General features: G+C 59.6%; 14 protein-coding genes and 1 tRNA gene. 9 read left to right on the plus strand and 6 right to left on the minus strand.

Annotated features, from left to right (window positions below; genetic code table 11):
* Nucleotides 1-17: 17 nt before the first annotated feature.
* Nucleotides 18-674, minus strand: coding sequence for a YceI family protein (locus D3Y59_RS08265; protein WP_119444623.1), 657 nt, complete (start codon nt 672-674; stop codon nt 18-20).
* 50 nt (nt 675-724) lie between these two features.
* A complete protein-coding gene (locus D3Y59_RS08270) occupies nt 725-1,174 on the minus strand; it encodes a MarR family winged helix-turn-helix transcriptional regulator (RefSeq protein ID WP_119444624.1) in 450 nt (149 codons plus the stop codon).
* A gap of 158 nt (nt 1,175-1,332) precedes the next feature.
* Here D3Y59_RS08270 and D3Y59_RS08275 point away from each other — a divergent pair, with 158 nt between their 5' ends.
* On the plus strand, nt 1,333-1,923 hold the full coding sequence (locus tag D3Y59_RS08275; RefSeq protein ID WP_119444625.1) for a DUF6799 domain-containing protein: 591 nt from the start codon (nt 1,333-1,335) through the stop codon (nt 1,921-1,923).
* A gap of 107 nt (nt 1,924-2,030) precedes the next feature.
* Here D3Y59_RS08275 and D3Y59_RS08280 read toward each other — a convergent pair whose 3' ends face one another.
* Nucleotides 2,031-3,053, minus strand: a complete 1,023-nt coding sequence (locus D3Y59_RS08280) for an enolase C-terminal domain-like protein (protein WP_162910639.1) — start codon at nt 3,051-3,053, stop codon at nt 2,031-2,033.
* A gap of 138 nt (nt 3,054-3,191) precedes the next feature.
* Between D3Y59_RS08280 and D3Y59_RS08285 the strand changes: the two genes are divergently transcribed.
* The 6 genes from D3Y59_RS08285 (at nt 3,192) to D3Y59_RS08310 (ending at nt 10,501) form a co-directional block, all read left to right on the plus strand.
* Nucleotides 3,192-4,616, plus strand: coding sequence for a dicarboxylate/amino acid:cation symporter (locus D3Y59_RS08285; RefSeq protein WP_119444627.1), 1,425 nt, complete (start codon nt 3,192-3,194; stop codon nt 4,614-4,616).
* A gap of 377 nt (nt 4,617-4,993) precedes the next feature.
* The gene (locus tag D3Y59_RS08290; RefSeq protein WP_119444628.1) at nt 4,994-5,650 is read left to right on the plus strand and encodes a hypothetical protein; all 657 of its coding nucleotides are present in this window, start codon (nt 4,994-4,996) and stop codon (nt 5,648-5,650) included.
* Between the two features lie 66 nt (nt 5,651-5,716).
* Complete coding sequence (locus tag D3Y59_RS08295; protein WP_119444629.1) at nt 5,717-6,223, plus strand: hypothetical protein; 507 nt, start codon at nt 5,717-5,719, stop codon at nt 6,221-6,223.
* 214 nt (nt 6,224-6,437) lie between these two features.
* Nucleotides 6,438-7,373 (plus strand): T9SS type A sorting domain-containing protein, encoded by a 936-nt coding sequence (locus D3Y59_RS08300; RefSeq protein ID WP_119444630.1) that lies wholly within the window; start codon nt 6,438-6,440, stop codon nt 7,371-7,373.
* Between the two features lie 124 nt (nt 7,374-7,497).
* Nucleotides 7,498-8,070: a hypothetical protein gene (locus D3Y59_RS08305; protein WP_162910640.1), complete on the plus strand. Its 573-nt coding sequence runs from the start codon at nt 7,498-7,500 to the stop codon at nt 8,068-8,070.
* 97 nt (nt 8,071-8,167) lie between these two features.
* Entirely contained in the window at nt 8,168-10,501 is a 2,334-nt protein-coding gene (locus D3Y59_RS08310; RefSeq protein WP_119444632.1) for a GAF domain-containing protein, read from the plus strand.
* Between the two features lie 176 nt (nt 10,502-10,677).
* Here the strand turns inward: D3Y59_RS08310 and D3Y59_RS08315 are convergent, their stop codons facing one another.
* From D3Y59_RS08315 to D3Y59_RS08325, 3 genes are all read right to left on the minus strand, one after another.
* Nucleotides 10,678-11,334: a phosphatase PAP2 family protein gene (locus tag D3Y59_RS08315; protein WP_119444633.1), complete on the minus strand. Its 657-nt coding sequence runs from the start codon at nt 11,332-11,334 to the stop codon at nt 10,678-10,680.
* Between the two features lie 104 nt (nt 11,335-11,438).
* Nucleotides 11,439-11,520, minus strand: a tRNA-Leu gene (locus D3Y59_RS08320).
* A 141-nt stretch (nt 11,521-11,661) separates the two neighbouring features.
* Nucleotides 11,662-12,378 carry a phosphatase PAP2 family protein gene (locus D3Y59_RS08325; protein WP_119444634.1) on the minus strand — a complete coding sequence of 239 codons (717 nt, stop codon included), beginning with the start codon at nt 12,376-12,378 and terminating at the stop codon, nt 11,662-11,664.
* Between the two features lie 107 nt (nt 12,379-12,485).
* Between D3Y59_RS08325 and D3Y59_RS08330 the strand changes: the two genes are divergently transcribed.
* Nucleotides 12,486-13,130, plus strand: coding sequence for a class I SAM-dependent methyltransferase (locus D3Y59_RS08330; RefSeq protein ID WP_162910641.1), 645 nt, complete (start codon nt 12,486-12,488; stop codon nt 13,128-13,130).
* A gap of 64 nt (nt 13,131-13,194) precedes the next feature.
* The gene (locus tag D3Y59_RS08335) at nt 13,195-15,090 is read left to right on the plus strand and encodes a M61 family metallopeptidase (protein ID WP_240410576.1); all 1,896 of its coding nucleotides are present in this window, start codon (nt 13,195-13,197) and stop codon (nt 15,088-15,090) included.
* The last annotated feature ends 4 nt before the right edge of the window (nt 15,091-15,094 follow it).

A 15,094-nucleotide genomic window follows, 5' to 3' on the forward strand; every position in this document is an offset into this window, starting at 1 on the left:
ACTGGGTAGGAGGTTGATTACTGAGCTTGCTGCTTGGCAATTACGTTGAAGCTCAGCGTGAAATTGTCGTCGATGGCCTTATCGGCGGCGGCGCCGAACAGGGTCGAGCCGTACTTCACGTCGTACTTGGTGCGGTCGACGGTAGCTACGCCCGAGGCCGAAGCCACGCCGTCCTTCACGCCTACTTTAGCCGGGAAGCTTACCACGCCGGTTTTGCCTTTGATGGTGAGGTTGCCGGTTACCAGGGCGTTGTTGCCGTTGGCATCGCCTTTCAGTGGCTTCAGATTCGTGATTACGAAAGTAGCGGTCGGAAATTTCTCCGAGCTGAAGAAGTCGTCGTTCTTCAGGTGGCCCACCAATTTGCCGTTGTAGTCGGCGTCTTTGATGTCGTCCACCTTAATCGAGTTCATATCGAAGGTGAAGGTGCCGCCCGTTACTTGGTTGCCGCGCACCAGCATCTGGCCGTCTTTCAGAGCCACGGTGCCGTTGTGCTGGCCACCTACTTTTTTGCCCACCCAACCTAGGGTGCTCAGCTGCGGCTGCGCGGCGTAGGCGTTGTTGTTGGCCTTGGCGGTACCGGGGGTGGTTTTCTTAACACCAAACTTCTCCTGAGCGTGGGCCGGAGCGGTAAACAGAGCGCCTACGAGCAGCAGGGGCAGAACAAACTTTTTCATGATTTAAGAGAAGTGAGAGAACAGTTGTTGTGTTGCTAGCAGCGTGGTGTTTAGCTGCGGATTTTATCAAGTAAGTCGCTGAGCAGCGCGGCTTCTTCGTTGCTGAGGTTTTCGAGGCCGCTGTGCTTGGCGTTGGCCAGCTCCTCGGTTTGCTGCAGCAGCTCGAGGCCGGCGTCAGTAATGCGGATATCCACGGCCCGGCGGTTGCTGGGGCACACCTGCCGCGTTACCAAGCCCTTGGCCTCCAGCTTATCCACAATGCGCGAAGCGTTGCTGGTTTTATCGAGCATGCGCTCGATGAGCAGGTTCACGGTGGCAGGCTTAGGATGCTGCCCCCGCAAAATGCGCAGCACGTTGTATTGCGGCAGCGTGATGCCGTAGGGCTTGAAGGCCGCAGCCAGGCGTTGTTGCAGCCAGCCTGCCGTAAAAACCACGTTCAAGTGGGCTTTTTGGTAGGCGCTCTTGAACACCCGCTGTTGGATTTCGTCTTCGAGCTTCATGCGTCATCTAGAATACGTTGCAAATATATGTACATACATTATATGTATCAACATCGTTCCAATATTTTTTTCACAAACCGACTAATCCACCTTTGCTTAGCCTTTGCCGTATGGAGGGCGTGCGGTAACAGCACAAACCAGACCACACTCCTTCCTTTATGAAAAAGCTGACCTCCCTCCTGCTTGTGATTGGCGCTTGCCTTACCACGGCCGCTGCCGCGCAAGCCCAAAACGCACCCGCCCAAGCTGCCCAGCAAGATAACCAGCGCGAACTTCAAAGCACCGATCAGTTTGTAATGCAAAACGGCTCGGTGGTAAAGCGCCGCGGCAACCAAACCGTTGGGCTAAGCCAAAACGTGCGCCTGCCCAACGGCACCAAGGTAAACGTGAAGAGCGGTATTGTGGAGCTGCCCGGCGGTAAGATTACTACGCTGAAAGAAGGCGACTACGTGCGCGCCGACGGCAGCATTGTATACGCCACGCCGCAAAGCGCCGCGGCCGCCCGCGGCGAAACCGCCCCGGCCGATGCCAAGTTTGGCGGCGTCGACCAGGGCGCGGTGCCCAGCACGGCCGAGGCCGACCAGCGCATTGCCGACCTAGGCCGCCGCGTTGATTTGATGGCGCAGAAGTTGCAACTGCTCAACCAGAAGATTTCGCTGCTCAGCCAAGGCCACCCCAAATTGCCCGACACCAGCCAGCTCGACAGCCAGATCAAGGCCCTCGACGAGCAACTGCGAAGCGTGAAGTAGGTTGGTAGTTGATAGTTGTCAGTTGTCAGTTGACAGTTGTTAGTTGTCAGCCCTAGGTCGGAAGCCGTCAGCTAGCAACTAACAACTGTCAACTAACAACTGACAGCTTATAAAACGGGCACCTGCGCTTGAGCGGTCAGGTGCCCGTTTGTTTCGTGCACCAAGCCGTAAGGCTCGTCGCGCACAATCAGGAAACCGTCTAGGTCGCACACTTCGGCCAGGCCACTGACCTGCAGCGCCGACCATATACCTAGGCTGGTTTCAACCATGCAGCCAATCATGGTGCGCAGACCGTGCGCCTGAGCTTGGCGCAGCAGCCGTACGCCGTTGAGGTAGCCACCGGCTTTCATCAATTTCATGTTCAGCACGTGAAATTGCTCGGCAATGGCGGCGAAATCGGCAGTATCGGTCACCGATTCGTCGGCGATGAGCGGCCAGGGGCTGCGGCGGTGCAGGTGGCGGTAATCGTCGGTGCAGGTGGCGGGCAACGGCTGCTCTAGCAGTTGCACGTTCAGGCCGGGTAAGTCGCGTACTGCTTCCACGAAGCGCAACAGGCCATCGGCGTCGTGCCAGGCTTCGTTGCCGTCGACGAGCAAAGGGTGGCCGGGCAGCAACCGGGTTAGCTCGCGCAGCAAATCGGCGCCGCCCTCCTGGTTTACTTTCACCTTCAGCAGCGGAAAACGCGCCATGCCTTGCGCCTGCACAAAACCGGCCACCGCGCCTGGCTCCATAATGGGCAGGGTAAAGGCCGTGGGCACCGCCGCGGCGGGTGTGGGCACTTGCAGCAGCTCGGGCACGCTCAGGCCTTGCTTGCGGGCCTGGTGGTGCACGTAGGCCGACTCTACCGCGAAGCGTAGCGCGTGGGCGGGATTGGCGGCATCGAGCAGGGCCGTTAGGTCATGGAGGTGCTGCACGCTACCTAGCCCGGCTTGTTGCAGGGCGGCAAATTGTGCCAGCAGCAGCTCGGGCGTTTCGGCGTAGCGCACGTTGGGCGCAGCTTCGCCCCAGCCGGCCTGCGCGCCTTCGCCCGCCCGCACCAACAGGTTGGTTTTGGCGTCGGAGGCGTTGCGCGAAATTTTCCAGGTAAAGCGAAGCGGCAGCTCGAGCGAGCCGATGGACCAGTGCAGCATACGGGAGCAATACGAGCCCACTCGGGCAGGGGTGCAAATTAAGCCAGCGGCGCACATCAGCGGACTGCCGCCCAAACGTCTATCTTTGTCCACCTTCGGTACCCCCATCCGAGCCGAAGACTGGACTTACTGCTATTTATGAAGCTTACGCGCGTTGCCGTGCCGGCCATAGCCTTGCTGCTGCTGGCTGCCCTCCTCACCGCCCTGTCGCATTACGGCGTGGTTGCCCTGCCACCCGCCGTACCCATGGCTGCCCGCTGGATAGCCTTGCTGGCCATCGTTGTTTGGGCCTCGGCCCGCCGCTCCCTCACATTCTGGATTGTGGTGAGCATGCTGGTGGGTGCCGAAGCCGGTGCCGATTTCCCGCAAGCGGCTCAAAACCTAAAGGTGCTGTCGGATGTATTCCTGCGCCTGGTTAAAACCATTATTGCTCCGCTGGTATTTGCTACGCTGGTGGTAGGTATTGCCGGCCACTCCGACCTCAAGAAGGTGGGCCGCATGGGCGTTAAGGCCCTTATCTACTTCGAAGTGGTTACCACCTTCGCGCTGTTCATTGGTTTGGCGGCCATCAACCTCACACGGGCCGGCGTGGGCATTAGCCAAGCCGGCAACGCCGAAACCGAAACGCTGCAAACCGTGAAGCAAACCACGGCCGACATCATTCTGCACATCTTCCCCGAGAACATTGCCAAATCGGTGGCCGAAGGGCAAGTACTGCAGGTGGTGGTGTTTGCCATCATCTTCGCCATTGGCCTGGCCATGGTGAAAGAGCAGCACCGCAAACCCATTCTGGAGTGGTCGGAGAGCTTGTCGGAGGTGATGTTCAAATTCACCAACGTGGTAATGTTCTTCGCGCCCCTAGGTGTGGGCGGTGCCATTGCCTACACAGTAGGCAAAATGGGCTTTGCACCGCTGCTGAACGCGCTGCAATTGCTCCTTACGCTCTACGCCGCGCTCATCGCCTTTGTGGTGCTGATTTTGCTGCCCATGGCCCTGATTGCGCGCATTCCGCTTAAGCGTTTTGTGCAAGCCATTGCCGAGCCGGTAAGTATTGCCTTCGCCACTACCTCGTCGGAAGCGGCCCTGCCCCGCGCCATGGAGGCCATGGAAAGCATTGGCGTACCGCGCCGCGTTGTAGCCTTTGTAATGCCCACGGGCTACTCCTTCAACCTCGACGGTACCACGCTGTACCTCTCGTTGGCGGCCGTGTTCGTGGCCCAAGCAGCCGGCATCGAGCTAACCCTGGGCCAGCAGCTGGTAATGGTGTTTACGCTGATGCTCACCTCGAAAGGCGTTGCCGGTGTGCCGCGCGCTTCGCTCGTGATTCTGCTGGCTACGGTGGCGTCGTTCAACCTGCCTTCGTGGCCGGTGTTCATCATCCTGGGCATCGACGCCCTGATGGACATGGCCCGCACCGCTGTAAACGTAATGGGCAACTGCCTGGCCACGGCCGTAATTGCCCGCTGGGAAGGCGAGTTTGTCGACAACTACCAGGGCGAACCAGTCGACGACTTGTTTGAGGAAGAAACCACGGCGCCGGTGGCCGCTACGCGCAACCACTAAGCCCTAGGGGCCCGGCGGCCAACGGCCGCTTAGCACCCCCAACAGCAGCCCGGGTTCCGCACAGCGCGGGGCCCGGGCTGCTGCTTTTACCCGGCAGCGGAAATGGGCATGTGCTTACCAAAGGAGCAAGGCTGTTGGGTTGGCTGCCTGCAAGGCTTGGCCCTACCAGTGGCCGGGTTTGCCAATTACCAAGCCTCGCCGGCAATTGCTTGCCTGGTAACAGGCCAGTAGCTACAACAACTTTTTTGTACTATTCCGTAGCACTTGCACTGAACAATAAATATTTTCATATATTATAATTACTTAATTATATTTGACTACTGCTCAGGTGCAGCCCTTCATAGGATTCCAACCGTATTTATTCGATTGCTACAACCATGCAACAGTGGTACCGCGCGGCGTTGGTTTGGAGCACGCTGGTGTTGCTGGCTTCGGGGTGCCAATCGGTCGATCGAATTTTGTGGCAACCATCGCGCCTGTCGCTAAACAACCGGTTGCCTTCGCTGGAAATACGGGTTGACAACGGCGCCCTGGCCCAAACCGACGTCAGCCTGCCCGACGACGCCGAGAAGCTGTTCGAGCGCGAAGTGCGCATGAACCTGAGCGACCCCGAAGACACCCTGCGCTACGGTTATGCCCTCCTGCAGGTAACCCACGCGGCCATCGAACGCAGCAGCAAAGGCCTGCAGGTGTTGCAGTTGGTTACGTTTATGCTGCCCTCGCTGGTGGGCGTGCCCCTCGAGCACTACCAAAGCCAGCTTACGGCCCAAGTGCAAATTGCCAACGCCCGCGGCCAGGTGCTGGCCACCTACACGGCCACCGGCGCATCGCGCGTGAAGGTGGCCATGTACCACGGCTACTCGCAAAGCGAAGCCCCCCGGCTGGCCGAGGTAGCGGCCCTGCGCGGCGCCTTGGCTCAGATTAAGCCCCAGCTCGAGCAAGATGCCAGCCGCTTGCGGCTGGCCTTGTTGGGCGCTGGCCCCGTAGCGGCCAAGCGCACGCCGCCTACGCCTGCCGCAGCTGCAGGGCAGTAACTGCGCCCAGGCGCACCTAGGCGTAGGTTTTAGGTTTCGTTGCTCACTGCCAAAATCCTCCAGCTTATGAACGCATCTGTACTCGCCCGGGTAGCAGCGCCGGCTTTGCTGCTTACCGTGTTTGGCTTTCGGCCGGCGCCGCCTGCTGCGGCCAACACTTTCAGCGTGAAGGTAAACGGCAAGGCCCTGACGGGGAAGCCGGGTTTCAACACCTGCCTGCTGATGATGAACGCCCTGAACCTAGGCGGCAACCTTAGCGACGGCAGCCACGTGATGCTCGAAATTATGCCCGCGGCTTTTCCGAAACTGCCCGCCACCTTGCCGCTGGGCGTGCAAAGCACCGAAAAATACGTGAAGGTGTTTTACTACCCCAAGGGCACCAAAGACGCCCTGAACTACTACACCTCGGTGGAGGGCGGCACGCTCACCGTTACGAGCTACAACGCAACCGCGCGCACCATTGCCGGCAGCTTCAGCGGCAAGGTGGTGCGCGTAAAGAACTTGGGCCAAGTGCCTTCCGATGCCTTGCAGCTCACCGACGGCCGCTTCGAGGTGACCTTCACCAAAATGTAACTGCCCTAGGGTAACTGCCCTAGGTGCCGCGTTGGCCGCCTTTTACAAGTAGCCCTGCGCAGACAGTGGCCAAGCCGCGCCCAATTTCTAGCCAAGCAACCCGCGCAAGATCCGTCGCAAACAATCTTTTTTGGTCGGGCTTTAAACCTGAGGCCGGCGGCACCATCTATGGGAGTAGAAACAGGAAACAACAACGTCCCCTACTCACATAAGCATGAAAACCAATTCTTGGCTCAAAGCGCTGGCTTTTTCGTTCGCCCTGCTTCCCACTACTGCCGCCGTTAGCACGGCTTGGGCCCAGGTGCCTGGCACCCAACAAAACGCGCAAGGTTTTGGCAAGCACGGCCACCGCGGCGGCCAGCGCAAAGGCAACCCCGAAGTGCGCGCTTACCTCCGCGACAACGTGATGCCCGTGGTGCGCCAGCAGCGCCAAAAGCTGGATGCCCAAATGAGCGCCTCCGACAAAACGCAGCTCGAAACCTACCGCGGCCAGCTGAAAAGCCTGCGCGAGCGGCAAGCCACGCTGCGCAAGAGCTTCCGCCCCGAGGGCACGCCCAAAGGCCAGCGCGTGCAGCTAACCGATGCACAAAAGCAGCAAGTGCAGGAGTTGCGCGCCGAGCGCAAAGCCGTGCTGGAAAACGTAGCTCGCCTGGCCCAGAAATACGACGCGCAGATCAACCGCTTGGCCGAAGAGGTAAAGCCGCAACGCGAAAAGTGGGCCGCCGACCTGAAAGCGTTGTCGCAGAAAAACCTGACGCCCGAGCAGCAGCAAAAGCGTGCGCAGTGGCAGCAAAAACGCGGCACGGGCCCCGGCACCCGCCAAAACTTCTTCGGTCCCTCGCGCTTTCTGCTGATGAACCCCAACGCCCAAGCCAAAGCCGAGCGCAACGCCGGCAACGGCCGCGCCGCCTTGTACCCCAACCCGGCCAGCAACTCGCAACGCCTCGAGTACGAGGTAAAGAAGGATGGCAACGTGAAAGTGGAGCTGATGGATGAGCGTGGCAAAACCCTGCGCACCCTCTTCGATGGCAAGCAAAACAAAGGCACCCACTCACTCGACGTGAACCTTGCCGACCTAGGCCGCGGTACTTACCTCTACAAAATCAGCAGCAAGGGCAACACCGAAACCCGACGGTTTGTGAAGGAGTAAACACCGCAAAGCACCTCCCATATTCCGGCACAGGCCGCCCCACCTAGGGGCGGCCTGTTGCTTTGGGGCACTGTTTGCTGGGCCCCAGGTACTAGCCGTGGCTTGGGTACGTTACCTTCGCGCTATGCTTCGTCGTTTGCTTTTGCTGTTTGTGCTGCCGCTGCTAGGTGCGGTCTTATTTGCCGGCTGCTGCGGCTCGGTGGCCTGCGACTGCCAAAACTACCGCACCGATGCGCTCATCTTTCAATTCAGTGCCGATTCGGTAAGTGGGCGCGGCTTTCGGGCTTCGGAACTGGCCAACATCGCACTGGTGCGCTACAACACCATTTACCCCGAGGACTCGGCCAACGTGCAAAAAACCGACACCGTGCGCCTAACGCGCACCCGTGCCACGGCTTTTGCCCCGGTAGTAATCGACAATACCGAGCCGTTTGCTCAGCGTTTCGGCCGCAAACTTGGCTCGCCCAACCCGCGCGAGTCGCACCGCTACGCCATTTTGCTCACGGGTGCGCAGCGCAACTCGCCGGTGCGCAAGCGTTATTTCATTGGCGGCCTAACCCTGCGGGGCAAGGTAGAAGCCGACGGCTGCTGCACCTGCTACGAAAACATTGAAAAGTCTTTTTACCTCAACAACACGTTTGTAGAGGCCACTACCGGCGCGGGGGCGCCGCCCGCCGTTACCACGCTCGTGCGCTAGGCGGGCGGGGCCACGTCCAGGGGCCCGGCAACTGCGTATAGTACTTAGTACTACCGCAAACCGTTCCGGTTTGCCACCCGGCAGTTGCCTCCCCCCTATGCCTCAGTCTTCCGACGTAACTACGGCGCCCGCGCCGATATTCTTTTTTCAAACCACCCTTAGCCTCGAGCCCATAATTGCGTGGTGGCAGGCCCGCACCGACGATGCCAACCCCGGCATTGCCCTGTTGGCCCGCGGCATCATGCGCGAGGTAGAGCGCGTGCCCGAGCTGCGCGGCAACATCACCGAGCCTAGTGTGCTCGATACGCACCAAACTTTGGTGCAGGCCCTTATGGTGGCCGTGTTTCCGCCCGCCTCGTTCGACACCGAAATCAGCGGAGCCATACCGCCTTTTCAGCGCTACAGCTTTTACCATACGCCTAGGTTTGCCGAGGTGCTGCTGGCCCCCGACAAGCGCGTAAAGCAGCCGCTCAACATCGATTCGGCTACCATGGAGCGCCACATGGTGCACATGGTGTACGCCCAAATTCTGGAGAAGCTCTACGGCGTGGACTTGCCCGACATCAACGGCTCGGTCATCTTCACGGTGCCCGATTACCACATCGGCCTGTACCGCCACTACAGCGTGTCGTTCAACTCGGCTTTCCTCGATATTCGGGTGGTAGGCCAGCGGCCCGAGTTGTCGGTGGAGCAATTAGAGCAGCTGCGCCGCAATCCGTTCAACATTGAGTTGTTGCGCGAGTTGCTGCCTCCAGACAATTTTGCGCTGGAAGGATTCAATGTGCTGCACCTCGGCGACGTAACCAATCAAGAAATTCTGTCGGAGCTGAAGTACGATTTGCTCGAGCGCGACGTGCTGCAAGCCTCCGACCGCCTCGAGCAAATTCAGGAGAAGCTGCGCGTGCTGTTTGGCCGCCCGTTTTTGCAGTTGGGCATTGCCGCCTACGACGAGAAGAAGAAAGCTTTCGTCGACTTCGGCCGCAAAATCAACCACAGCTTTTTGATGAAGCAGCTGCAGCGGCAGGATGCTAATTCCGGTTTTCGGCGCATCTACGCCCAGGTAACGCAGCAGCGTCGGCCCTTGGTGCTCGAAGATGTGCAAACCGCCGATATTCCGGAGGACTTGCGCGAGCAGCTGCTGAGCATTGGTATTCGCTCGGCCATTTTGGCGCTGCTGCCCTACGGCGACGACGCCGTGGGCTTGCTGGAGCTAGGCTCGCCCAAACCCGGCGACCTAGACGAGTTTGCCCTCGACAACGTGAATGCCTTTTTGCCGCTGTTTGCGGTGGCCGTAAAGCGCAACGCCGAGGAAATCCAAACACGGGTGCAATCCATTATCAAAGAGAAGTTTACGGCCATTCACCCGAGCCTGGAGTGGCGCTTTACCGACGCGGCCATCAATTTGCTCGAGAAGCTCGACGAAGGCAATAAAAACGCCGAAATGGAGCCCATCGTGTTCCATGATGTGTACCCGCTCTACGGCTCTTCCGACGTGCGCGGCTCCAGCACGGCCCGCAACGAGGCTATACAAGGCGACTTGGTGGAGCACCTCACGCTGGCCAACCGCGTGCTCAAAAAGGCCACCGAGTACCAGGCGCTACCTATTCTCGACGAACTGAAGTTTTACGTCACCAAAAACCTGCGCCGCCTGCGCCAGGGCATTCTTTCGGGCGACGAGGTGAACATTCTAGAATCGGTAAAAACCGAGGTGGAGCCGCTGTTTGAGTACCTGGCCCAGCACACCCCCGAGCTACGGCCCGTCATCAGCGACTATTGGTCGAACATCGACCCCGAATTGGGCATTTTGTACAAGCGCCGCAAAGCTTTCGAGCAAAGCATTACGCAGCTGAACGATGCCGTAAGCGACTACCTCGACGAGGAAAATCGGCGGGCGCAACAGATGTTTCCGCATTACTTCCAGCGCTTCAAAACCGACGGCGTGGAGTACAACATCTACATCGGCGCCTCGTTGGTGCACGACAAAACCTTCGACCTCATCTTCCTGAAGAACCTGCGTTTGTGGCAGTTGCTGGTAAGCTGCGAGGTTACCCGCCTCACGCACCGGCTTAAGCCCACCCTGCCGGTGCCACTCGAAACCACCCAGCTGATCCTCATTCATAGCCAGGCCCTGAGCATCCGCTTCCGCACCGATGAACGGCAGTTCGATGTGGACGGCGCCTACAACATCCGCTACGAAATCATCAAAAAGCGCATCGACAAGGCCACGGTAGCCGGCACGGGCGAGCGGCTAACGCAGCCCGGGCACATTGCCTTGGTGTATGCCCAAGCCCGCGAAGCCGCCGAATACCAGGAGTACATCGACTACCTGCAAGACCGTAGCATGCTGGAGCCAGAAGTAGAGGAACTTGAACTGGAAGAGTTGCAGGGTGTAAAGGGTTTAATGGCCCTGCGCGTAAAGGTGAAGATGTAGGTATTAGGTATTAGGTATTAGGTATTAGGTATTAGGTATTAGGTATTAGGTATTAGGTATTAGGGTGTATGACCGTTCGGGCATTGGGTTGTGCCCTTTGGCTTCTTTTCCTTGTTTTAATTCATTACCCAGTACTTACCTCCCAATACCTAATACTCAGTACCGAGTACTCAGCACTACCTTCCTAGGCGCTGCCGTATGGTTGTGCGCACCAATATCAACCAAGCCACTGCAGCCGCGAAGCCGGCGAGTACATCGGTGGCGTAATGCACGTGCAGGTACACCCGCGACAAGCCGATCAGTATGGCCCACAGCAGCAGCAATGCGGCCCATACCGGGTGGTGGCGGTAGCGCCAAAGTTGCCAGGCGAGCATGCCGTACATGGCCAAGCCAATCATGGCATGGCCGCTCGGGAAACTCAGGCCGGGCTGGTAAATGAGTGCCGTGAGGGGCCGTACGCGCCCGAATGTGGTTTTGAGCAATTGATTGAGCAATGCCGAACCGGCTATGGCTGCAAATAACTCCACGGCCTCGCGGCGGTGCTTGCGCCACCACAGCCAAGCCGGCAACACCAACGCCACCGCCACAAACCACAACGCCGAGCCGAAGAACGTAAGGCGCAGCACCCAAGGTGTGAGCCCCGGCATGGCTATCCGCAACTGATCGAACGCGTTGAAAGCGGCTTGGTCGAACTGCTCGGGGCCGGCTACAAAAACCAGGCGCGTAAGCAGCACAAAACAAAGAAAGCTGCCGCTGAAAGCCCCAACCAGCACGAGCAGCTCGGCGGTGAGCTGGCCGGTAAGGCGGAGCAGAAATTGCGAGAGGCGGTTCATGGCAGGAAGAGCAGCGGCTTTTGGCGCCCTAGGTGCAACAAAGCAAACGAAGCGGCCGAAGCAAAAACAAGAAAGCCGGCCCTTTCGGAACCGGCTTTCTGTTGTGCGGTCGGAGAGACTCGAACTCTCACACCTTTCGGAACTGCCGCCTGAAGACAGCGCGTCTACCAATTTCGCCACAACCGCAGCTTTCAAAAACTCGCCGCTGTTGGTAGGGCAGCGGCGAATTGTAATACAAAAGTAGAGCAAGCTTGCCGTTGTTGTCAAGCACCTGCCTAAAGTTTTTTACCCCAACGTTACCTAGGGGCTGATTGTCAGGCACAAATTTTATTTGTTTAGCGCACTATCAGCCGCCATAGCCGTGCGCACACGCCGCTTAATGGTGTGCTCGAGGCGGTTGAGCAGCGGTATGGCTATCAGCAACCACAGGCCGCCGGCTGCAAACCCAGCCAACACATCGGAAGCGTAGTGCACGCGCAGGTATACCCGCGTGAGGCCGATAAGCAGGATGAGCACTGCCAAGCCCGCCATCAACAGCCAGCGCCACGTGCGGCTCCGCACGTGGCGCCACGTTACGTAAATCAGCAAGCCATAAAACGATGCCGAAATCATGGCGTGCCCACTCGGAAAGCTAAGCCCCGAGGCCGAGGTAAGCGGCAACACGGGCCTAGGTCGGTTGTAAAAAGTTTTGAGCAGCAGGTTAAGCGTGATGCTGCCCAAGGCCACTACGGGTACCTTAAGCGAATACCACCTGTGCTGCCTTACTACCAAGAAGTACCCAATGAGAGCCAGCGCGGCGACAATAATGAAGTTGCGCGAGGCCAGAAAGGTAAAAAACTCGACCCAAGAGCGGTTGTCTTCGCCCAACAAGCGGTGCGACCACGCAAACGCCCCCTCATCAAAATCGAGCTGACCATCGCCGAGCACCTGCCGGCCGAGCAACAAAAACAACACCACCCCTACCGTGCCGATCAGCAGAATGAGGGCAAACTCGGTGGCAAACAGCGCAGCACCGGCCAGCAGCCGTCGGAGAAAGCCAGTCATGCAGAGGGAGTGTTGGTGGATGCTGCAAAAACGCAAACCGTTGGGCTTAGGATGTGCCTACCTGGTATTGCTTACGTAAGTTGCCGTATTACCAGCCTTGCCGCCCCGTGCCCGCTCCCAACTTCGATCGTGTAGCTCGTTTCTACGACCCGCTGGCGCAGTTGGTGTTTGGCGGCACGCTGCTGCAGGCCCAGCGCCAGGCCTTGGCCGAGGGCCTGCCCGCCGGCGCACCTAGGGTATTGTTTATTGGCGGCGGCACCGGCCAGGTACTTCCCGATTTAGTTGCGCTACGTCCCATGGCCGAGGTGCTGTACCTCGAGGCATCGGCCAACATGCTGGCGCAGGCGCAAGCATTGGTGCGCGAGCAGCTCAACAGTGCGGGGCGGCGCATCAGCTTTCGGCACGGCACCGAAACGAGCTTGCGCGCCAACGAGCAGTTCGACGCCGTAATAGCCTTTTTCCTGTTCGATTTGTTTCCGGAAGCCGAGTTGGCAGCCATGCTAAACCAGCTGCGCCGCCATACCCACGCCGGTACGCAGTGGCTGGTAGCCGAGTTTGCCCCGCCGAGCCGCTGGTGGCAACGCTGCTTGCACGGGCTGATGTATTTCTTTTTTGGGCTGACCGCCAATGTGCGTGGGCGCCGCCTGCCCAACATTGCCGCGGCCATGGCTACCCTGGGCTTGGCGCCTAGGTGGCAACGGCACTGGCGCGGCGGTTTGGTGGAGGCTAGCGTGTACGGCACACCTGGCTGAATGCGCCGGCATATGCAACGTGTGGCGGCGGCGGTGTACATTGGGGCCACTCCTTGCTCCACGTATGCTTCAATTATCAGCTGCCCGGTTTGTGCTGGGCTTGGGTATGCTTTCGGCTCCGCTAACGGGGGCCGCCCAAAACACCGCAACCCGCACCGCCACCACCGATGCACCGGTGCAGTACAGCATTCAGTTTCCGAACGCTGTGCACCACGAGGCGCAGGTAGTAGCCACCTTCCAGAAAGTGCCCGCCGGCCGGCCGTTGCAGGTACGCATGGCCCGCTCCTCGCCGGGGCGCTACGCCCTGCACGAGTTTGCCAAAAACGTGTACAACGTGCGCGCCACCGACGGCCAGGGCAAACCGCTGCCCATTCATCGGCCCGACCCTTACGGTTGGGACGTAACGCCCGGCCCCGACGGTACCGTACGGTTCAGCTACACCCTCTACGGCGACCGTACCGATGGCACCTACGCCGGCATCGACGCCCAGCACGCCCACCTGAACATTCCGGCCACGTTTGCTTACGCCCGCGGGCTGGAGCAGCGCCCGGTATACGTGAACTTTGAGCAACTGCCCGCCGATTGGAAAGTGGCTACGCAACTGCTGGAGGTAAACGAAAACGGTCAGAAGGTGTCCGGCCGCTACTTTGCGCCGCACCTGCAGTATTTCATGGACTCGCCGACCTCGCTGGGCGCCCAAAAACTCCGGGCCTGGCAGGTAAACGGGCAGCAAATAGAAATGCAGGTGCTGCACGCCGGCTCCGATGCCGACCTCGACCGCTACGCCGACCTCACCAAAAACGTGGTGCGCGAAGCCCAAGCCGTGTTTGGCGAGCTACCCACCTTCGATTTTGGCCGCTACACCTTTGTAGCCAACTACCTGCCCCAAGCCAGCGGCGACGGCATGGAGCACCGCAACTCTACCTCGGTTACCAGCTCGCGCCCCCTGGGTGGCCCCAACATGCTCGATAACCTAGGCACCGTGTCGCACGAGTTTGTGCACAGCTGGAACGTGGAGCGCATTCGCCCCAACGACCTGGAGCCGTTCGATTTCGACCGCGCCAACATGAGCGACATGCTGTGGTTTGCGGAGGGCTTTACGCAGTACTATGGCGAGCTGCTGCTGCGCCGCTCGGGCGCTTACACCACCGATGCGCAGTATTGCCAAGAGGCGCTCAACGGCTTCGTCAACTCCATGCAAGTGCCCGGCGCGCAGCGCTACGGCGCCATTTACATGAGCCAGCAGGCACCGTTTGTGGATGCGGCCAAATCCATCGACCCCACCAACCGCGGCAACAATTTTCAGTCGTACTACTACGTGGGCGGGGCCAATGCTTTGGCGCTCGACTTGATGCTGCGCCAACGCTTCCGCACCGACCTCGACACCTACATGCGCGCGGTGTGGCAGCAGCAAGGCAAACCCCAGAAGAACCACGCCCCCGAGCGGCCCTATGCCGTAGCCGATTTGCAGCGCATTTTGGGCGAGGTAAGCAAAGACACGGCTTTTGCCGGCCAGTTCTTCCGCCAGCACATTTACAACGCCACCGCGCACGACTACGCCGCCCTGCTCGCCCCCGCTGGCATTGTGGTGCGGCAGGCTAAGCCCAACGAGCCAACCCTCGACGCCGCTTTCGCCAACGGGCGCTGGGCAATTACTACCAACACCGTTATCGGCTCGCCGCTTTACCAAGCCGGCCTCGACCGCGACGACGAACTGTTGAAGCTCGACGGCAAGGCGCTGAAGGACGAAAAGTCGCTGCCCGCTATTCTGAAGAAGCACAAAGTAGGCGACACGGTGCCGCTGGAGTACCGCTCGCGGGGGCAAGTGCGCACCGTGCAGGTTGTTCTGGCAGCCGACCCGCGGTTGGAGGTAACTCCGGCCGAGCAAGCAGGCCAGCAGCCCACACCCGAGCAACTGGCTTTCCGGAAGGCCTGGCTGGGCAGCAAAACCCAGCAGTAGCAAA

This window comes from Hymenobacter oligotrophus (assembly GCF_003574965.1).
GTDB classification, from domain to species: Bacteria; Bacteroidota; Bacteroidia; order Cytophagales; family Hymenobacteraceae; genus Solirubrum; species Solirubrum oligotrophum.